Consider the following 17,321-nt stretch of genomic DNA (forward strand, 5'->3'; position numbering starts at 1 on the left):
CGCGCCGCCGGCCGGCACGGAGAACGCCCGGTGCCGCCCCGGGGTGCCGCAGACCGCGCAGGCGGTCAACGCCGGCGCCCAGCCGGCGAAGGCCATGCCGCGCAGCAGGTAGGCGTCGAGCACCAGGGTGGTGGCGTGGTCGCCGGTGGCCAGCGAGCGCAGCGCGCCGAGGGTGAGCTGGAACAGCCGCAGCGACGGCTCCCGCTCGATCGGGGTGAGCCGCTCGGCGGTCTCGGCGATCGCGCTGGCCGCCGTGTAGCGGGGGTAGTCGCCGAGGAACCGCTTGCCGTAGAGGTCGATCCCCTCGGCCTGGCTGATGGTGTGCAGCGAGCTGCCGTGGTTGCCCTTGGGGTCACCGGCCAGCTGGAGGTCGACGTGCCCGAACGGCTCCAGCCGGGCGCCGAACTTGCTGGTGGTCCGCCGGACGCCCCGGGCCACCGCGCGCAGCCGGCCGTGCCGGCGGGTGAGCAGGGTGATGATCCGGTCGGACTCCCCCAGCTTCTGCACGCGCAGCACCACCGCGTCGTCGCGGTAGAGCTGTCGGCGGTATCCGGCCATCGGGCCATTCTCCCTCGGGGTGCGATCTCAGGGTCTCCTCGGGGTGGATCGGCGGCCGAACCCCGATGCGCCGCCCGCCCGGTCGGCCGTAGCGTCCTGGCCATGGCTCTGCACCGGACCGCCGTCGCCGCCGCCGCGGCCGCCACCCTGATCGTCCTCGCCGGGTGCGACACCCTGTCGTTCCGCCGCCTCGACTACGACCAGACCGAGAGCGTGAAGATCACCCGGATCACCGTCCCGGCCGGCGGCGCGGGCGACGTGACGATCCGGGCCACCGGTGCGGCCGACCAGGTGCGGATCAAGCGGATCGTCCGCTACCAGGGCGGCGAGCCGGACAGCCGGTACGAGATCAAGGGCGACGAGCTGGTGCTGCCCAGCGACTGCGGCTCCCGGTGCACGGTCTCCTGGGAGGTGACCGCACCGGAGGGGGTGACGGTGCGCGGGGAGGCCAGCTCCGGGAACGTGATGCTGCACCGGGTCGGCCCGGTGGACTTCACCCTCCGCTCCGGCGACATCAACGTGACCGAGGCCCGCGGCGAGGTCCGCGCCACCACCACCTCGGGAAACATCGAGGTGGTCGACGCGACCGGCCCGGTCCGGCTGCGCGCCTCCTCCGGCGACATCAGCGCGCGCCGGCTCGCCGCCGGGGTGGACGCGGAGGCCACCTCGGGCAACGTCCGAGTCGAGCTCGACCAGCCCGCCGCGGCCCGGTTGCACGCCAGCAGCGGCGACGTCGACCTGACCGTGCCCGAGGGCCGGTACCGGGTGCGGGCGGACGCCAAGTCCGGCGACACCAACCTGGCCGTCCCGAACGACCCGGGCGCGTCACTGCTGCTCGACGTCTCGGCCAACAGCGGCAACGTGACGCTCAACGTCCGCTGAGACGTCCGCCGGTCAGCCCGGGGCGAGGTCGGACCGCTCGGGCGCCCGGCGCGGGGCCGGCACGCGGGCGCCGACGGCCGCCAGTTCGGTCCCCGCACCCGCGGGCGCCGGGCTGGCCGGTGCGGCCGCCGCCCGCTCGGCCGGGGTCCGCCGGGTTCGGCCGGGCACCAGTTCCGGGGTACGCCGGGCGGCCAGGTCCTCGACCCAGCCGACCAGCAGGGTGACCACGCCGACCAGCGCGAACACCAGCGCCACCCGGATCGCCAGCCCGAGCGGGTCCTGGTGCGACCAGCCGACCACGTCCACCAGCGGGGTGAGCGCCACCACGAACGGCATGTGCCAGAGGTAGACGGTCAGCGCCCGCCGGTTCAGCACGGTGACGACCCGGCCCAGCGCCGGGTAGCGGTCGACCCAGGGCGCGGCGGCCGGCGCCCGGCCGATCGCCACCAGGATGAACGCCGCCGACCAGAGCGCGTTGCCCAGGTGGATGTCGTTCAGGTCGTGACCGCGCGGGCCGGGATGGGTGAGGATCCAGCCCAGCCCGGCCGCGCCGAGTGCGACCGCGAGCGGGACGAGCACCCGGTTGGCCGTGCGCCGCAGCAGGCCGTCGTGGTGGGCGAAGCCGAGCAGCCAGGCGCCGAAGTACAGGCCGAACTCGCGCAGCACGGCCGGCGGGTTCGCCAGCACGCCGAACTCGATCGCCGCGAGCAGCGCGTACGGGGCCAGCAGGGTGGGCAGCGGCGCCCGGCGGAAGAGCCAGAGGGCCACCGGCGAGGCGAGCACGAACCAGAGGTAGTCCCGCAGGTACCAGATGGGGCTCAGCGCGAGGGCACCCCAGTGGTTGGCCGGCGGGTCGCTGACCGGGAAGAGCCACACCAGCACCTTCGGCGTGAGCGGCAGCCCGGTGAGCAGCATGGCCGGCACGAAGACCGCGGCGAGCACCCAGAGCGACGGCAGCAACCGGCGCAGCCGGCGCGCCACGGCGGGCACGCCGCCGCGGTCCAGCGACGCGGCCATCAGCGAGCCCGCGAGGGCGAACATCACCGACATCGCCGGGAAGATCAGGGTCAGCGTCGCCCATCCGGTGACGTGATAGACGACGACGCGCACGATGGCCAGGAAGCGGAGCAGGTCGAGATAGCGGTTTCGCATCAGCTCGCGGGGGCGTCGGGGGCAGGGAGCAACGCCTCCCTACCCTCCGACCCGGCCCTACGAAACGGTGCGCTGGCCCGGGTCAAAAGTGAAACATCCCATAAAGCCGACCGATCCGGACCAGCCCGGCATGTGTCGGAACGCGAACCGCCGGCCCCGGGAATCCGGGACCGGCGGTCGGGCGTACGGGGTCAGAAGCCGAGCTTGCGCAGCTGCTTCGGGTCGCGCTGCCAGTCCTTGGCGACCCGGACGTGCAGGTCCAGGTAGACGCGGGTGCCGAGCAGCTCCTCGATCTGCCGGCGGGCGGTGGTGCCGACGTGCTTGAGCCGGCTGCCCCGGTGACCGATCACGATCGCCTTCTGGCTCGGTCGCTCCACGTACACGTCCGCGTAGATCTTGGTGACGTTGCCCTCGGGGATCATCTCCTCGACCACCACGGCGATCGAGTGCGGCAGCTCGTCGCGGACCCCCTCCAGGGCGGCCTCGCGGACCAGCTCGGCGACGAGCACCTGCTCGGGGTCGTCGGTGAGCATGTCGTCCGGGTAGAGCTGCGGCGACTCCGGCAGGTAGCCGGTCATCACGTCGACCAGGGTGTCCACCTGGTGCCCGGAGACCGCGCTCACCGGCACCACGTCGGCGAACTCGCCCAGCTCGCTCACCGCCAGCAGCTGCTCGGCCAGCCGCTTCTTGTCCACCAGGTCGGTCTTGGTGACCACGGCCAGCACGGTGGCCCGCAGGCTGGCCAGCTCGCCGGTGATGAACCGGTCGCCCCGGCCGATCGGCTCGTTCGCGGGGATGCAGAGGCCGATCACGTCGACCTCGCTCCAGGTCTCCCGGACCAGGTCGTTCAACCGCTCGCCGAGCAGCGTGCGGGGGCGGTGCAGGCCCGGGGTGTCGACCAGCACGAGCTGCGACTCCGGCCGGTGCAGCACGGCCCGGATGACGTGCCGGGTGGTCTGCGGCTTGTTCGAGGTGATTGCGATCTTGGTGCCGACGATCGCGTTGGTCAGCGTCGACTTGCCGGCGTTCGGCCGCCCGACGAAGCAGGCGAAACCGGCCCGGTAGGGACGCTCCGCGATGTCGCTCACTCGACCACCGTGCCGAGGACGGTGCCGTCCGGCGCGGCCACGTGGATCGGCGCGTCGGCGGAGAGGTCGCGGACCGCGGCGTGCCCCGCGCCGTCCAGCGTTGAGGCCTCGGTAACCACCACGGCCGCCTCCAGCCGCATCGCGCCGGCGGCCGCCGCCGAGGCGACCGCGAGCTGGAGCGCGGTCAGGGTCAGCGACGGCAGCGCCACGCTGGCCGCCGCGTACGTCCGGCCGTCCTGGTCGCGGACCGCCGCGCCCTCCACGGCGCCGACCCGGCCGCGCGCCCCCCGGGCCAGGACGACCAGCTTGCCGTCCTCGGCGCTCAGCTCGGCCGGGTCGGACGGGGTGGGCCGGGCGGCCGGCACGGCGGGTGACTCAGGCATCGGCGGGTTGCCTCTCCTCGGAACGGTTGTTGTTGCCACGGGTGTCGGCCTGCTCGCCGCGCCCCATGCTGTCCGGCGCGTCGCCCGGCTCGACCCGGCTGACCAGCACGGAGTCGATCCGGTTGCGCCGCCCCGTGGTGCCCTCGGCGATCAGCCGGAGCCCGGCCACCTCGGCCTCGGCGCCCGGGATCGGCACCCGGCCGAGCGCCTGGGCGAGCAGGCCACCGACCGTCTCCACCTCGTCGGTGGGCAGCTCGGTGTCGAACAGCTCGCCCAGATTCTCCACCGGCAGCCGGGCGGTCACCCGCACGGCCCCGTCCGCCAGGCGCTCGACCGGCGGGCGCTCGACATCGTACTCGTCGGTGATCTCGCCGACGATCTCCTCCAGGATGTCCTCGATGGTGACCAGGCCGCCGGTGCCGCCGTACTCGTCGACGACGATGACCAGGTGGTTGCGGGCCGCCTGCATCTCCGAGAGCAGGTCGTCGACCGGCTTCGACTCGGGCACGAAGGTCGCCGGGCGCATCAGCTCGGCCACCGGCATCTGCCGGGCCTCCGGGGCGCCCTGGATCCGCCGGATCAGGTCCTTGAGGTAGAGCACGCCGAGCACGTCGTCGACGTTCTCGCCGATCACCGGGATGCGGGAGAAGCCGGAGCGCAGGAAGAGCGCCAGCGCCTGCGCGAGCGTCTTGGAATCCTCTATCCACACCATCTCGGTCCGGGGCACCATCACCTCGCGGGCGATGGTGTCGCCGAGCGCGAACACCGAGTGGATCATCTGCCGCTCGCCGTGCTCGACCACGCCGCGCTGCTCGGCCAGGTCGACCAGCTCGCGCAGCTCGACCTGGGTGGCGAACGGCCCCTCCCGGAAGCCGCGCCCCGGGGTGACCGCGTTGCCGATCAGGATCAGCAGCGACGCGAGCGGGTTGAGCGCCCGGCCCAGCCAGCGCACCAGCGGCGCGACGGCGCGGCCGACCGCGTAGGCGTGCTGCCGGCCCAGGGTGCGCGGCGCGACGCCGACGACCACGAAGCTGACCACGGTCATCGCCCCGGCGGTGACCAGGGCGGCCCGCCAGCCGGCACCGAAGGTGTCCACCGCCACCAGCGCGACAAGCGTGGTGGCGGTCAGCTCGGCCAGCAGCCGGAGCAGGAGCAGCAGGTTGAGGTGGCGGACCACGTCGCCGGCGACCGCCTGGAGGGTACGCGCGCCGCGCGCGCCGTCCCGGGCCAGCTCGGCGGCCCGGGCCGGGGAGACGGCGGCCAGCGCGGCCTCGGTCATCGCGATCAGGCCGGCGAGGACCACCAGCCCCGCCGCGACGGCGAGGAGCGGGAGATCGGGCAGGCCGGCGGGCGCGCCGCCGGCCGCCAGGGTGGCTGTCACTGGGATCGGGTCGACCGCCAGCTGGCCAGCAGTCGGGCCTGGAGACCGAACATCTCCCGCTCCTCCTCCGGCTCGGCGTGGTCGTAGCCGAGCAGGTGCAGCACGCCGTGCACGGTGAGCAGGTGCAGCTCGTCGGCGGTGGAGTGCCCGGCGGTGGCCGCCTGCTTGGCCGCCACCTCCGGGCAGAGCACGATGTCGCCGAGCAGGGCGGGCTCACCGCCGGCCGGGGCGCTCTCCCCCGGGCCGTGGTCGACGCTGCCCTCGTCCATGGGGAAGGCGAGCACGTCGGTCGGGCCGTCGCCACCCATCCAGCGGTGGTTCAGCTCCGACATGTATTCGATGTCGACCAGCAGCACGGAGAGCTCGGCGAGGGGGTTGACCCCCATCTCGTCGAGGGCGTGCCGGGCGACGGCGAGCACGGCGTCGGTGTCGACGTCGACACCGGACTCGTTGGCGATCTCGATGGACAACTGTCTTCCTCTGGTGGATTAGCGGCGCCGGCCGGCCCGGCCGCCCTGGGCGGTCCGCCCGGGTACGGCGTGCACGCTCTGCGCCTGCTGGTTCTCCCGCTCGTCCCAGCGGGCGTACGCGTCGACGATCTCGCCGACCAGCTTGTGGCGGACCACGTCGGAGCTGGAGAGCTGGGCGAAGTGCACGTCCTCGACGTTGCTCAGGATCTCCCGCACCACCCGCAGGCCGCTGGTCGTCCCGCCGGGCAGGTCGACCTGCGTGACGTCACCGGTCACCACGATCTTGGAACCGAAACCGAGCCGGGTGAGGAACATCTTCATCTGCTCGGGCGTGGTGTTCTGCGCCTCGTCGAGGATGATGAACGCGTCGTTGAGGGTCCGGCCCCGCATGTACGCCAGCGGCGCCACCTCGATCGTGCCGGCGGCCATCAGCTTCGGGATCGACTCCGGGTCGAGCATGTCGTGCAGCGCGTCGTAGAGCGGGCGCAGGTAGGGGTCGATCTTCTCGTTCAGGGTGCCGGGCAGGAAGCCCAGCCGCTCCCCCGCCTCGACCGCCGGCCGGGTCAGGATGATCCGGTTGACCTGCTTGGCCTGGAGCGCCTGGACGGCCTTCGCCATGGCCAGGTAGGTCTTGCCCGTGCCCGCCGGGCCGATGCCGAAGACGATGGTGTGCGCGTCGATGGCGTCGACGTAGCGCTTCTGCCCCAGGGTCTTGGGACGGATGGTGCGACCGCGCCGGGAGAGGATGTTGAGCGTCAGGACCTCGGCGGGCCGCTCGGCGCTGCCCTGCTCGAGCATGCCGACGGTACGCCGGACGGCGTCAGTGGTCAGGGTCTCGCCTTTCTCGATCAGTTCGAGCAGCTCGCTGAAGAGACGCTCGGCGAGGGCGTTGTCGGCGGGCGCGCCGGTGATGGTGATCTCGTTGCCCCGCACGTGGACGTCACTGTTGACCGAGCGTTCGACGAGTCGCAGGATCTCGTCGCCCGCGCCGAGCAGATTCACCATGATCTTCTGGTCGGGGACCGTGATCCTGGTCTGCACCCGGGGCGGGTCGGGAGGTGGGGTGCCGGTCATAGGTCGGGCCGTCGGGCCCTACGCCACCTGCTCTCGAACTCGGCGCCGGGCCCTGCTGGCGCGGCGGTCGTGACTCCCATCGTATCGGGTCAACACCGCCCGCACCTCGCCCATTTCCGGCGGTAGGAGATCAACTGCCGGCGCGGAAGTCGTACCTCTCGAAGGTCTCCTGGTGCCGGGAGAAGCGGTAGGTGGCCCAGTGCATCCGGACCACCGCCCCGCGCTCGTCCCGGGTAAGCCGGAGCAGCTCGCCCACCTCCCGGCCGGAGACCGTGCGGAACACGTCCGGACGGTCCGGCAGCGGCGCGAACACCGCGGGCGGCTTGCCGGCCGGATCGTCCGCGCCCCGGGCCCGCAGCGTCCCGTCGTGCCAGGAGAAGACGTACTCGAAACCCTCGCCCCACCAGCGGCCCAGCAGGCCGCGCAGGTGCTCCGGGGCGGGCGCGCCGGGCCGCCACGGCTCGATGTCGGCCGGGTCGTGCTCGGCGGCCGCGGCCAGCAGGCGGTGCGGCAGCTCGAAGACCGGCACGCCGGTGCCGGAGGAGCCGAGGACCGCGCAGCCCATCGCGCCGGCGGTGCCGTCCCCGCCACGCCGGCCGTAGACCGCGGCCAGGAAACCGGGCATGGCCCCGTCGTGCCCCACGTGCATCACCCGCCCCGGCTGCGGCACCAGGATCAGCCCGAGACCGAAGCCACCGGCCCAGAGCGTCTCGTCGGTGGTGGTCAGCGGCCAGCGCATCTCGTCGAGGGTGGCCGGCGCGAGCACCGCGCCCGCCGGGTCCAGCGCGGCCGGGTCGGCCAGGAAGGCCGCCCAGCGCGCCATGTCCGGCGCCGTGCTCCAGAGCTGCGCCGCCGGGGCCACCGCGCCGAAGTCCGTGTCCGGCTCCGGCCGGGCCTCGTCGGAGTACGCGTCGACCAGGTACCCGGTGGCCGCCCGGTCGCCCGGGGTCGGGCCGGTGGCGGTCAGCCCGAGCGGGGCGAGCACCCGCTCGGCCAGCACCTCGGCCCAGGTGCCGCCACGCAGCTGGGCGACCAGCTCGCCGAGCAGCGCCATACCGAGGTTGGAGTAGTGGAAACGCCTCCCGGTGGGCAGCACCCGCTCCACCCGGGCCAGGTCGGCGAGCAGCTCGGTGACGTCGGGCGCGCGCAGGCTGTCCCAGACGTCACCGTGCGGCTCGCGCTGCAGGCCCGCGGTGTGCGACAGCAGCCGGCGTACGGTCAGTTCGCCGTGCGCCGGCAGGTCGAGGTGCCGCCCGATCGGGTCGTCCAGGTCGAGCAGCCCCTCGTCCCGGCACTGCATGACCAGCACGGCGGTGAAGGTCTTGGTGACCGAGCCGATCCGGAAGACCGTCTCCGGCCCGAGCGGGGTGTCGTTGCCGGTCCCGCCGACCGTGCAGGTCCAGAGCGGCCGGTCGGCCCGGTGGAGGGCCGCCGAGACCGCCGGGATCCGCCCGTCGACCTGCGCCTGCCGCACCATCCGGCCGAGCCGGTCATGCACCGTGATCATGAGGGCAGTCTAGGCAGCGCCTCAGCGGCAGAGCATCGGGCCGAGCGGCGCGCCGCCGAGCAGGTGCGCGTGCACGTGGAAGACCTCCTGGCCGCCGTACGGGCCGGTGTTGAACATCAGCCGGAAGCCGTCCACCGTCAGCCCCTCCTCCTCGGCCACCACGGCGGCGGTGCCCAGCACCTCGGCGGCCAGCCCCGGGTCGCCCTGGGCCAGGGTGGCCACGTCCGCGTAGTGCTCCTTCGGGATCACCAGCACGTGGGTCGGCGCCTTCGGGTCGATGTCCCGGAAGGCCAGGGTGGTGGCGGTCTCGCGGACGATGGTGGCCGGGATCTCCCCGGCGACGATCCGGCAGAACAGGCAGTCGGTTCCCATCGGGGCATGGTAAGTCGTCCCGTACCGGCTCAGGCATGATGTGCCGCGTGACTTCTCGGGCGGTACTGGTGACGGGGGCCTCGCGCGGCATCGGCCGCGCGGTGGCGCAGGCGTTCGCGGCGGGCGGGGACCGGGTGGCGATCCACCACCGGGACTCCGCGGAGCTGGCCGAGGCGCTGCGGGCGGAGCTGCCCGGCGACGGGCATGTGGTGGTCCGCGCCGACCTGGCCGACCCGGACGCGGTCCGGGCCGTGGTGGACGAGGCGGCGCAGCGCCTGGGCGGTCTCGACGTCCTGGTCAACAACGCCGGGGTGTTCGGCCCGGCCGACCCGCCGCACCCGGTCTTCGAGAGCAGCTACGAGCAGTGGCGGCAGCGCTGGCGCGAGGTGCTGGACACCAACCTGTTCGGCGCGGCGAACGCCGCCTGGTGCGCCGCCCAGCACATGCGCGAGCGGGGTGGCCGGATCATCAACGTCTCCTCCCGGGGCGCGTTCCGGGGCGAGCCGGCGAACCCGGCGTACGGGGCCAGCAAGGCGGGGATGAACGCGATGGCCCAGTCCCTGGCGGTGGCCCTGGCCCCCTACGGCATCGCGGTGGCGAGCGTGGCCCCCGGGTTCGTCGAGACCGACATGACCAACGAGCACCTGAAGAGCCCCCGGGGGGACGCCGTCCGCGCCCAGTCCCCGTTCCACCGGGTGGCCCGCCCCGAGGAGATCGCCGCCGCCGTGCACTGGCTGGCGAGCCCCGAGGCCGAGTGGGCCTCCGGCACCATCATCGACCTCAACGGCGCCTCCTACCTCCGCACCTGACCCCACCCACCCACCAAGAGTTGATCAAGGGTGGGCGGCCCGCCCGGTTACCAGCGGGACAGGCGGGCGGACAGGACGCTGAGGGCGGCCACGCCGGCCGTGGACGTGCGGAGGACCGACGAACCCAGCCGGACCGGGTGGGCGCCGGCCTCCTGGAAGGCGGTCAGTTCGGTGGGGGCGATGCCACCCTCCGGGCCGACCACCAGGACGATCTCGCCGGCGTCGGGCAGCTCGGCGGTGGCCAGCCGCTCCTCGGCCTCCTCGTGCAGGACGAACGCGGCGGCCGCGCCGGCGATCCGCCGGGCCACCGTGGTGGTGGACTCGTCGGGCGAGCCGGCCACCACCGGCAGCCACGGGCGGCGGGCCTGCTTGGCGGCCTCCCGGGCGGTGGCCGCCCACTTGTCCCGGGCCCGTACGCCCCGGTCACCGCGCCACTGGGACACCGAGCGGGACGCCGCCCAGGGGACGATCTCGTCGACCCCCACCTCGGTCATCGCCTGCACGGCCAGCTCGCCCCGGTCGCCCTTGGCGATGCCCTGCACCACGACCAGCCGGGGCACGGACGCGTCGACGTACCCCCGGGAGGTGACCCGGAGGTCGAGGGTGCCCTTGCCGACGGCGGTGACCAGCGCGGCCGCCGTGCCGCCCCGCCCGTCGGCGAGCAGCAGTTCCTCGCCGGCGCGCAGCCGCTGCACGGTGGCCGCGTGGTGCCCCTCGGGGCCGTCCAGCGTCAGCGTGTCACCGGCGGGCAGCGCCTCGACCAGGAACAGCGGCGCCGACACCTCAGGCGTGCCCGTTGAAGGCGTCGCGCATCCGGGAGAAGAAGCCGCCCTGCTTGGTCAGCTCGGCGACCTCCTCGCCGCGGGTCTTGGCGAAGTCGCGGAGCATCCGCTCCTGGTCGGCGTCGAGCTTGGTCGGGGTCCGCACGTCGAGGTGGACGTAGAGGTCGCCCCGGCCGGTGCCGCGCAGGTGCGGTACGCCCCGGGCGCGCAGCCGCAGCGTGCTGCCCGGCTGGGTGCCCGGCTTGACGTCCACGGTCTCCTCGCTGTCGAGGGTCTTGATGGTCAGCCGGGTGCCGAGGGCGGCGGCCGTCATCGGCACGGTGACCCGGCAGTGCAGGTCGTCGCCCTTGCGCGAGTAGACGTCGTGCGGCCGCTCGTGGATCTCCACGTAGAGGTCGCCGGCGGTGCCACCGCCCGGACCCACCTCGCCCTGCTGGGCCAGCCGGATCCGCATGCCGTCCTCGACACCCGCCGGGATCTTGACGGTGAGCGAGCGCCGGGTGCGCACCCGGCCGTCGCCGGCGCAGGTCGGGCAGGGGTGCGGGATGGTCGTGCCGTAGCCCTGGCAGACCGTGCACGGGCGGGCGGAGACCACCTGGCCGAGGAAGGTCCGCTGCACCGACTGCACCTCGCCCCGGCCGCCGCACGCCTCGCAGGTGGCCAGGTGGGTGCCGGCCGCGGTGCCGGCGCCGGAGCAGGTGGTGCAGAGCACCGCGGTGTCGACGGTGATCGGCGCCTCGACGCCGAACGCCGTCTCGTTCAGGTCGAGCTCCAGCCGCAGGATCGCGTCGGCACCCGGCCGGGTACGCGGCCGCGGGCCCCGGCTGCCGCCCGCGGCGCCGCCGAAGAACGCGTCCATGATGTCCTGGAACCCGACGAACGGGCCGGTGCCGCCCGGACCACCCGGGCCCGCGCCCCCGCCGCCCGGGGCGAGCGGGTCGCCACCCAGGTCGACGATCTGCCGTTTCCGATCGTCCGAGAGGACCTCGTACGCGGCGTTGATGTCCTTGAACTTCTCCTGTGCCTCCGGGTCCGGATTCACGTCCGGGTGGAACTGCCGCGCCAGCTTGCGGTAGGCGCGCTTGATCTCGTCGTCGGAGGCGTCCCGGCTCACGCCGAGAATGCCGTAGTAGTCCCTGGCCACTGCGTTCGGTGTCCTCATGTTTCGTCTCGCGTTGCGCCGGTCGTCGGCCGGAGCCGGCCGTCGGCCCTGACTGGTCAGTTCTGGGCCAGCAGTTCGCCCACGTAGCGTGCCACGGCCCTCACCGTGGCGATGGTGCCGGGGTAGTCCATCCGGGTCGGGCCGAGCACGCCGAGACCACCCACGATGGTGCTGCCCGGGCCGTACCCGGTGCTGACCACCGAGGCGGCGCGCAGGTTGTCGATCTCGTTCTCGTCGCCGATGAGCACGCGGGTGGTGCTCGGCTCGGCCTCCCCGATCAGCTTGAGCAGCACGACCTCCTCCTCGAGCGCCTCGAGGATCGGGCGCAGCGAGCCCTGGAAGTCGAGCAGGCCGCCGCGGGTGAGGTTGGCCGTGCCGGCCAGCGCGATGCGCTCCTCGTGCCGCTCGACAAGCGTCTCCAGCAGCACGCTGGAGAGCGTGGCCATGGCCGGGCGCAGCTGCGGCGTGGACTCGTCGACCAGGGCCTGCACGAGCGGCGGGGTGTCGGACAGCCGGCTGCCGACCAGCTTCTCGTTGACCAGCCGGCGCAGGTCGGTCACGTCGTCGGCGGGGACCGGGCCCGGCAGCTCGACCAGCCGCTGCTCGACCCGCCCGGTGTCGGCGATCATGACGACCATCAGCCGGGTGGTGGAGATCGGCACCAGCTCCAGGTGGCGCACCTTGGAGCGGGCCAGGCTGGGATACTGCACCACGGCGACCTGCCGGGTGAGCTGGGCCAGCAGCCGGACGGTGCGGTGCACCACGTCGTCGAGGTCGACCGCGCCGACCAGGAAGCGCTCGATGGCCCGGCGCTCGGCCGGGCTGAGCGGCTTGACCCGGGAGAGCCGGTCGACGAAGAGCCGGTAGCCGCGGTCGGTGGGCACCCGGCCGGCGCTGGTGTGCGGCTGCCGGATGTAGCCCTCCTCCTCCAGCACCGCCATGTCGTTGCGGACGGTCGCCGGGGAGACGCCCAACTGGTGGCGCTCGACCAGGGCCTTGCTGCCGACCGGCTCCTGCGTGGCGACGTAGTCCTCGACGATCGCGCGCAGCACGGCGAGCTTGCGGTCGTCGAGACCCATCTCCCCACCTCCTGACGCACTTCGTCGCACCCGGCGCGCGGCGTCGGCCGGGCATCTGGCACTCGACTGTAGCGAGTGCCAGTCTACGTCGGCGGGCCCGCCGACGCGATGATCAGCGACGCACCTCCGGTGCGGCCCGCCGCACATCCGACCCACCAGGGCCGAACAGCCGGACATCCCGGGCGATCTCGCTCTGGTGCGCCCTTGTCCCCGGGACCTACCGTGACGTCCATGACTGAACCTCCTCGCCCTCCCGGAGCGGGGGACTCCGGCGCCCCGTCGCCGGAGCCGACCCCGCCGTCGGCACCGTACGGTTCGTCGCCGGCCGACGAGCCCCCCACCGCACCACTGTCCGGGGCACCGGCGCCGGGCGGCTATCCCCCGCCCGGTGGCTATCCGCCGCCTCCCGGCGGCCAGCCGCCGTCGGGCGGTTACCCACCCCCGGGCGGCTACCCCCCGCCGGGCGGCTACGCCCCCTCGGGCGCCGGCTACCCGGGTGGCGGCGCCTACGGGCCGCCCGCCGGCTACGCCAACAACGACGACAAGACCTGGGCCCTGGTCGCGCACTTCGGCGGGGCCGCCGGGATGTTCGTCGGCGGCGGCGTGCTGGGCTGGGTGGCCCCGCTGATCGCCCTGCTCGCCCGCGGCAACCAGTCGCCGACCGTCCGCGCGCACGCGGTCGCCGCGCTGAACTTCCAGCTCATCTGGTCGATCATCGCGCTGGTCGGCTGGATCCTCGTCTGCATCCTGATCGGCTTCGTGGTCGCTCTCGGCGCGATGCTCGTCGGCATCATCTTCGGCGTCCTGGCCGGGGTGAAGGCCAACGAGGGGCAGCTCTACCGCTACCCGATGTCGGCCAGCCTGATCAAGTGACCCGTCCCGGCCGGCTCCCTTCCCGGAGCCGGCCGGTCCGGTCAGGGCAGCAGGTCGCGGACGACCGCGTCGGCGAGCAGCCGGCCGCGCAGGGTGAGCACCGCCCGGCCGGCGGCGTACGCCCCGGCGTCCAGCAGGCCGTCGGCCCGGGCCCGTTCGGCGCCCGCCCGGCCCGCCTCGTCGAGCCCGGACAGGGGCAGCCCGGCGGCGAGCCGCAGCCGCAGCATGACGTCCTCCATGTGCGCCTCGTCGGCGGTGAGCAGCTCCCGGGCCAGGCCGGGTGACTCCCCGGCGGCCAGCCGCTGCGCGTACGCCGTCGGGTGCTTGACGTTCCACCAGCGCACCCCGCCGACGTGGCTGTGCGCCCCCGGGCCCAGCCCCCACCAGTCGGCGCCGGTCCAGTAGAGCAGGTTGTGCCGGCACCGGGCCGCCTCGGAACGGGCCCAGTTGGAGACCTCGTACCAGGAGAAGCCGGCCCCGGCGAGGGCGGCCTCCGCGGCCAGGTAGCGGTCCGCCGCCACGTCGTCGCTGGGGTACGGCAGCTCGCCGCGGCGCATCCGGGCGGCCAGCCGGGTGCCGTCCTCCACGATCAGGGCGTACGCGCTGACGTGGTCCACCCCCGCCGCGACCACCTGGTCCAGCGAGGCGGCGAAGTCCTCGGCGGTCTCCCCCGGCGTGCCGTAGATCAGGTCCAGGTTCACGTGCTCGAACCCGGCGTCCCGCGCCTCCAGGGCGGCGGCGGTGGCCCGGCCGGCGCTGTGCTGCCGGTCGAGGATCGCCAGCACCCCGGGGGCGGCGGACTGCATGCCCAGCGAGATCCGGGTGTAGCCGGCGGTCCGCAGGGTCTTGAGCGACTCCGGGGTGACCGTCTCCGGGTTGGCCTCGGTGGTCACCTCGGCGTCGGCGGCCAGCCCCCAGGTGCGGTCGATGCCGTCGAGGATCCGGGCCAGGTCGTCGGCGGGGAGCAGGGTGGGCGTCCCGCCGCCCACGAAGACGGTGTCCACCCGGGGCGGCGGGGAGTCGCCCAGCACCCGGCCGGCGAGGGCCAGCTCGGCCAGCACCGTGTCGGCGTACGTCTCCCGGCTCGCCCCGCCACCCAGCTCGGCCGCCGTGTAGGTGTTGAAGTCGCAGTAGCCGCACCGGCTGGCGCAGAACGGGACGTGCACGTACACGCCGAAGCCGCGCGCGCCGACGGCGCGGCGGGCGGCAGCGGGCAGCGCCCCGTCGCGCGGGACGGGTTCGCCTTCTGGAAGGACGCCGGGCATGGCCACTAGTGTGCCCGGCATGACCTCTCCGGACGCTCTCGTGCGGGTCGCCACGGCCCGTGGGGTGACCACCCTCACCCTGGACAGCCCGCACAACCGCAACGCGCTCTCCACCCCGCTGATGACCGAGCTGCTGGCCGGCCTGGCCGCCGCGGTCGCCGACGACGCGGTCCGGGCGATCGTGCTGGACCACACCGGCCCGGTGTTCTGCTCCGGGGCGGACCTGAAGGAGACCGCCGCCGCGTACGCCAGCGGGTCGGTGCCGGCCGGGATGCTGGGCGACGTGCTGGTCGCGGTCCGGGAGTGCCCGAAGCCGGTGCTGGCCAGGGTGGCCGGGCCGGCGCGGGCCGGCGGGCTGGGCCTGATCGCGGCCGCGGACCTGGCGGTCTGTGCCGAGGAGGCCACGTTCGCCTTCACCGAGGTCCGGATCGGGGTGATCCCGGCGGTGATCTCGGCTACCGTGCTGCCCCGGCTGCACCCCCGGGCGGCCGCCGAGCTGTACCTCACCGGCGACACCTTCGACGGCCGGCGGGCCGCCGAGATCGGCCTGGTCACCGCCGCCGTGCCGGCGGACGCGCTGGACGCCGCGGTGGACCGCTACCGCGACTCGCTGGTCAAGGGCGCGCCGAACGCCCTCGCCGGGACCAAGGAGCTGCTGCGCCGCCCGGCCGCGACCGACCTGCGGGCCGAGATCGCCGAGTTGGCCGCCCTGTCCACCGGGTACTTCCTCTCCGAGGAGGGCCGGGAGGGCGTCCTCGCGTTCCGGGAGAAGCGGCCCGCGGCCTGGGTGCCCGCCGCAGACTGAGGCCGGAGGTGCGGGGTCGGCTACGCACCGTGAGGCATCCGGTCGGCCGACCCGGACACTGGAGTGAGCGACGTACGCTGGTCGGGCTGTCGGGACAGGGGGTGCGGGTGCGAACGCGAGCGGCGATCGTGGCATCGGGTGTGGTGGTGGCGGTCCTGGCCCTGCTCGGCGTGTGGTTCGTCGCGAAGCAGTTCGGGCACCAGCTGCGGCTGCCGCTGGCGAGCCGGACCTGCACCGTCCGGGCCGACGGCGAGGTCGTGCTCGGCGCCGACCAGATGGCCAACGCGGCCACCATCGCGGCGATCGGCGTGCAGCGCGGGATGCCCGAGCGGGCCGTGGTGGTGGCGCTGGCGACGGCGTACCAGGAGTCGCACCTGCGCAACATCGGGCACGGCGACCGGGACTCGCTCGGCCTGTTCCAGCAGCGCCCGAGCCAGGGCTGGGGCACCCCGGAGGAGATCCGCGACCCGCGCTACGCGGCGAAGAAGTTCTACGCCGCGCTGAAGAAGGTCAAGGGCTGGGAGAAGCTGCGGATCACCGAGGCCGCCCAGCGGGTGCAGCGGTCGGCCTACCCCGAGGCGTACGAGAAGTGGGCGGACGAGTCGCAGGTGCTCACCCGCGCCCTGCTCGGGCACGCGACCGGGGCGGTGGCCTGCACGGTCGGTCCGACGCCGACGATGCGCGGCCCGGCGGCCGCCACCGCCCTGATGCAGAGCCTGGCCCTGGACTGGGGCCTGCCGGAGCTGGCCTCGGCCACCGACCTGACCGGGCTGACCCTGCCGGCCGCCGACACCCGCAACGGCTGGCGGTACGCCCACTGGCTGGTCTCGCACGCCGACGACCACGGGGTGAAGCGGGTCCGCTTCGGCGGCCTGGAGTGGACGGCCGAGCAGGGCACCTGGGCCGAGGTGAAGGGCGATCCGGCGACCCAGGTGCTGGCCGAGGTCTTCGCGGCGGCCTGAGCCGGACCGGCCCGGACGGGGCCGGCGCCCGACGGTCAGCCGGCGGCGGCGCCGAGGCGGCGGCGGACCTTCTCCCGCAGCGACCCGGGCAGCTCCGGCACGTCGAGCAGGCGGGGCAGCAGTTCCGGCTCCAGGGTGGTGGCCCGGAACACCTCCCCGATGGTCACCCCGTGCGCCGGCCGGTCGACCACCTCGACCGGATCGCCGGCGCCCACCTCCCCCTCGCGCAGCACCCGCAGGTACGCCCCGGGCGCGCCCCGGACGGTGAACCGCTTGATCAGGTCGGGCACGCCCCAGAAGCCGGCGAAGGTGGCGCACGGGGTGCGCGGCTTGGTCACCTGGAGCAGGGCCGAGCCGACCGCCCAGCGCTCGCCGATCACCGCCCCGGTGACGTCGACCGCCCAGGTCGTGAGGTTCTCGCCGAAGGCGCCCGGCCGCAGCGCCCGGCCCAGCTCGCCGGCCCACCAGCCGGCGTCCTCCTCGGCGTACGCGTAGACGGCCTGGTCGGGGCCGCCGTGGTGGGCCCGCTCGCCGATGAAGTCACCGGTCACCCCGGCGAACCGGACCGCGACCCGGCCGTCGACCGGCCGCTTGTCGATGCCGCTGCGACCGCTCTCGTCGCCCGCCCACTCCGCCTCGGTCACCACGCCGAGGTTCACCGCCGCCAGCCTGCCCGTCATGGCGGTCAGCCTAGGTGCCGCCGCCAGGCGCCCGGAA

General features: G+C 74.3%; 19 protein-coding genes. 5 read left to right on the forward strand and 14 right to left on the reverse strand.

The features are described from left to right. The coding region (gene recO, locus ACW0Q9_RS02595) for a DNA repair protein RecO (RefSeq protein ID WP_456178231.1) at nucleotides 1–558 on the reverse strand (558 nt) is incomplete at its 3' end. 102 nt (nucleotides 559–660) lie between these two features. Here recO and ACW0Q9_RS02600 point away from each other — a divergent pair. Beyond that, the gene (locus ACW0Q9_RS02600) at nucleotides 661–1,440 is read left to right on the forward strand and encodes a DUF4097 family beta strand repeat-containing protein (protein WP_456178232.1); all 780 of its coding nucleotides are present in this window, start codon (nucleotides 661–663) and stop codon (nucleotides 1,438–1,440) included. Nucleotides 1,441–1,452: 12 nt separating this feature from the next. Here ACW0Q9_RS02600 and ACW0Q9_RS02605 read toward each other — a convergent pair whose 3' ends face one another. The 8 genes from ACW0Q9_RS02605 to ACW0Q9_RS02640 all read right to left on the reverse strand — a co-directional run bounded on the left by ACW0Q9_RS02605 (nucleotide 1,453) and on the right by ACW0Q9_RS02640 (nucleotide 8,867). Beyond that, nucleotides 1,453–2,592 (reverse strand): acyltransferase family protein, encoded by a 1,140-nt coding sequence (locus ACW0Q9_RS02605; RefSeq protein WP_456178233.1) that lies wholly within the window; start codon nucleotides 2,590–2,592, stop codon nucleotides 1,453–1,455. Between the two features lie 191 nt (nucleotides 2,593–2,783). Then, a complete protein-coding gene (gene era, locus ACW0Q9_RS02610) occupies nucleotides 2,784–3,680 on the reverse strand; it encodes a GTPase Era (RefSeq protein WP_456178234.1) in 897 nt (298 codons plus the stop codon). After that, nucleotides 3,677–4,063 carry a cytidine deaminase gene (locus ACW0Q9_RS02615; protein WP_456178236.1) on the reverse strand — a complete coding sequence of 129 codons (387 nt, stop codon included), beginning with the start codon at nucleotides 4,061–4,063 and terminating at the stop codon, nucleotides 3,677–3,679. The genes era and ACW0Q9_RS02615 overlap by 4 nt, the downstream gene beginning before the upstream one ends. Then, nucleotides 4,056–5,465: a hemolysin family protein gene (locus tag ACW0Q9_RS02620; protein WP_456178285.1), complete on the reverse strand. Its 1,410-nt coding sequence runs from the start codon at nucleotides 5,463–5,465 to the stop codon at nucleotides 4,056–4,058. The genes ACW0Q9_RS02615 and ACW0Q9_RS02620 overlap by 8 nt, the downstream gene beginning before the upstream one ends. Next, nucleotides 5,441–5,914 (reverse strand): rRNA maturation RNase YbeY, encoded by a 474-nt coding sequence (gene ybeY, locus ACW0Q9_RS02625; protein WP_148431472.1) that lies wholly within the window; start codon nucleotides 5,912–5,914, stop codon nucleotides 5,441–5,443. The genes ACW0Q9_RS02620 and ybeY overlap by 25 nt, the downstream gene beginning before the upstream one ends. A gap of 18 nt (nucleotides 5,915–5,932) precedes the next feature. Then, complete coding sequence (locus tag ACW0Q9_RS02630; RefSeq protein WP_456178237.1) at nucleotides 5,933–6,988, reverse strand: PhoH family protein; 1,056 nt, start codon at nucleotides 6,986–6,988, stop codon at nucleotides 5,933–5,935. A gap of 130 nt (nucleotides 6,989–7,118) precedes the next feature. Beyond that, nucleotides 7,119–8,495: a serine hydrolase domain-containing protein gene (locus ACW0Q9_RS02635; protein WP_456178238.1), complete on the reverse strand. Its 1,377-nt coding sequence runs from the start codon at nucleotides 8,493–8,495 to the stop codon at nucleotides 7,119–7,121. A 21-nt stretch (nucleotides 8,496–8,516) separates the two neighbouring features. Next, entirely contained in the window at nucleotides 8,517–8,867 is a 351-nt protein-coding gene (locus ACW0Q9_RS02640) for a histidine triad nucleotide-binding protein (protein WP_456178239.1), read from the reverse strand. A gap of 47 nt (nucleotides 8,868–8,914) precedes the next feature. On the opposite strand from ACW0Q9_RS02640, the gene ACW0Q9_RS02645 reads away from it, so the two are divergent. Then, nucleotides 8,915–9,676, forward strand: coding sequence for an SDR family NAD(P)-dependent oxidoreductase (locus ACW0Q9_RS02645; protein ID WP_456178240.1), 762 nt, complete (start codon nucleotides 8,915–8,917; stop codon nucleotides 9,674–9,676). A gap of 47 nt (nucleotides 9,677–9,723) precedes the next feature. On the opposite strand, the gene ACW0Q9_RS02650 is transcribed toward ACW0Q9_RS02645, so the two are convergent. The 3 genes from ACW0Q9_RS02650 to hrcA all read right to left on the reverse strand — a co-directional run bounded on the left by ACW0Q9_RS02650 (nucleotide 9,724) and on the right by hrcA (nucleotide 12,699). Beyond that, nucleotides 9,724–10,458, reverse strand: coding sequence for a 16S rRNA (uracil(1498)-N(3))-methyltransferase (locus tag ACW0Q9_RS02650; RefSeq protein WP_456178241.1), 735 nt, complete (start codon nucleotides 10,456–10,458; stop codon nucleotides 9,724–9,726). A gap of 1 nt (nucleotide 10,459) precedes the next feature. Beyond that, entirely contained in the window at nucleotides 10,460–11,602 is a 1,143-nt protein-coding gene (gene dnaJ / locus ACW0Q9_RS02655) for a molecular chaperone DnaJ (protein ID WP_456178286.1), read from the reverse strand. Nucleotides 11,603–11,676: 74 nt separating this feature from the next. Next, nucleotides 11,677–12,699: a heat-inducible transcriptional repressor HrcA gene (hrcA, locus tag ACW0Q9_RS02660; RefSeq protein ID WP_456178242.1), complete on the reverse strand. Its 1,023-nt coding sequence runs from the start codon at nucleotides 12,697–12,699 to the stop codon at nucleotides 11,677–11,679. 231 nt (nucleotides 12,700–12,930) lie between these two features. On the opposite strand from hrcA, the gene ACW0Q9_RS02665 reads away from it, so the two are divergent. Then, nucleotides 12,931–13,572: a DUF4870 domain-containing protein gene (locus ACW0Q9_RS02665; RefSeq protein WP_456178243.1), complete on the forward strand. Its 642-nt coding sequence runs from the start codon at nucleotides 12,931–12,933 to the stop codon at nucleotides 13,570–13,572. A gap of 41 nt (nucleotides 13,573–13,613) precedes the next feature. Here the strand turns inward: ACW0Q9_RS02665 and hemW are convergent, their stop codons facing one another. Beyond that, nucleotides 13,614–14,837, reverse strand: a complete 1,224-nt coding sequence (hemW, locus tag ACW0Q9_RS02670) for a radical SAM family heme chaperone HemW (protein WP_456178287.1) — start codon at nucleotides 14,835–14,837, stop codon at nucleotides 13,614–13,616. Between the two features lie 19 nt (nucleotides 14,838–14,856). Between hemW and ACW0Q9_RS02675 the strand changes: the two genes are divergently transcribed. Further along, nucleotides 14,857–15,642 (forward strand): enoyl-CoA hydratase-related protein, encoded by a 786-nt coding sequence (locus tag ACW0Q9_RS02675; protein ID WP_456178244.1) that lies wholly within the window; start codon nucleotides 14,857–14,859, stop codon nucleotides 15,640–15,642. Between the two features lie 101 nt (nucleotides 15,643–15,743). Beyond that, entirely contained in the window at nucleotides 15,744–16,604 is an 861-nt protein-coding gene (locus tag ACW0Q9_RS02680; RefSeq protein ID WP_456178245.1) for a hypothetical protein, read from the forward strand. 35 nt (nucleotides 16,605–16,639) lie between these two features. Here the strand turns inward: ACW0Q9_RS02680 and ACW0Q9_RS02685 are convergent, their stop codons facing one another. Then, complete coding sequence (locus tag ACW0Q9_RS02685; RefSeq protein WP_456178246.1) at nucleotides 16,640–17,284, reverse strand: MOSC domain-containing protein; 645 nt, start codon at nucleotides 17,282–17,284, stop codon at nucleotides 16,640–16,642. Nucleotides 17,285–17,321 lie beyond the last annotated feature (37 nt).

The organism is Micromonospora sp. I033 (assembly GCF_053890995.1).

Bases quoted from the DNA above. Each gene is read 5' to 3' on its own strand.
- ACW0Q9_RS02600 (WP_456178232.1), top strand. From the start codon at position 661: ATGGCTCTGCACCGGACCGCCGTCGCCGCCGCCGCGGCCGCCACCCTG.
- ACW0Q9_RS02605 (WP_456178233.1), bottom strand. From the start codon at position 2,592: ATGCGAAACCGCTATCTCGACCTGCTCCGCTTCCTGGCCATCGTGCGC.
- ACW0Q9_RS02615 (WP_456178236.1), bottom strand. From the start codon at position 4,063: ATGCCTGAGTCACCCGCCGTGCCGGCCGCCCGGCCCACCCCGTCCGAC.
- ACW0Q9_RS02630 (WP_456178237.1), bottom strand. From the start codon at position 6,988: ATGACCGGCACCCCACCTCCCGACCCGCCCCGGGTGCAGACCAGGATC.
- ACW0Q9_RS02635 (WP_456178238.1), bottom strand. From the start codon at position 8,495: ATGATCACGGTGCATGACCGGCTCGGCCGGATGGTGCGGCAGGCGCAG.
- ACW0Q9_RS02640 (WP_456178239.1), bottom strand. From the start codon at position 8,867: ATGGGAACCGACTGCCTGTTCTGCCGGATCGTCGCCGGGGAGATCCCG.
- hrcA (WP_456178242.1), bottom strand. From the start codon at position 12,699: ATGGGTCTCGACGACCGCAAGCTCGCCGTGCTGCGCGCGATCGTCGAG.
- ACW0Q9_RS02665 (WP_456178243.1), top strand. From the start codon at position 12,931: ATGACTGAACCTCCTCGCCCTCCCGGAGCGGGGGACTCCGGCGCCCCG.
- hemW (WP_456178287.1), bottom strand. From the start codon at position 14,837: ATGCCCGGCGTCCTTCCAGAAGGCGAACCCGTCCCGCGCGACGGGGCG.
- ACW0Q9_RS02675 (WP_456178244.1), top strand. From the start codon at position 14,857: ATGACCTCTCCGGACGCTCTCGTGCGGGTCGCCACGGCCCGTGGGGTG.
- ACW0Q9_RS02685 (WP_456178246.1), bottom strand. From the start codon at position 17,284: ATGACGGGCAGGCTGGCGGCGGTGAACCTCGGCGTGGTGACCGAGGCG.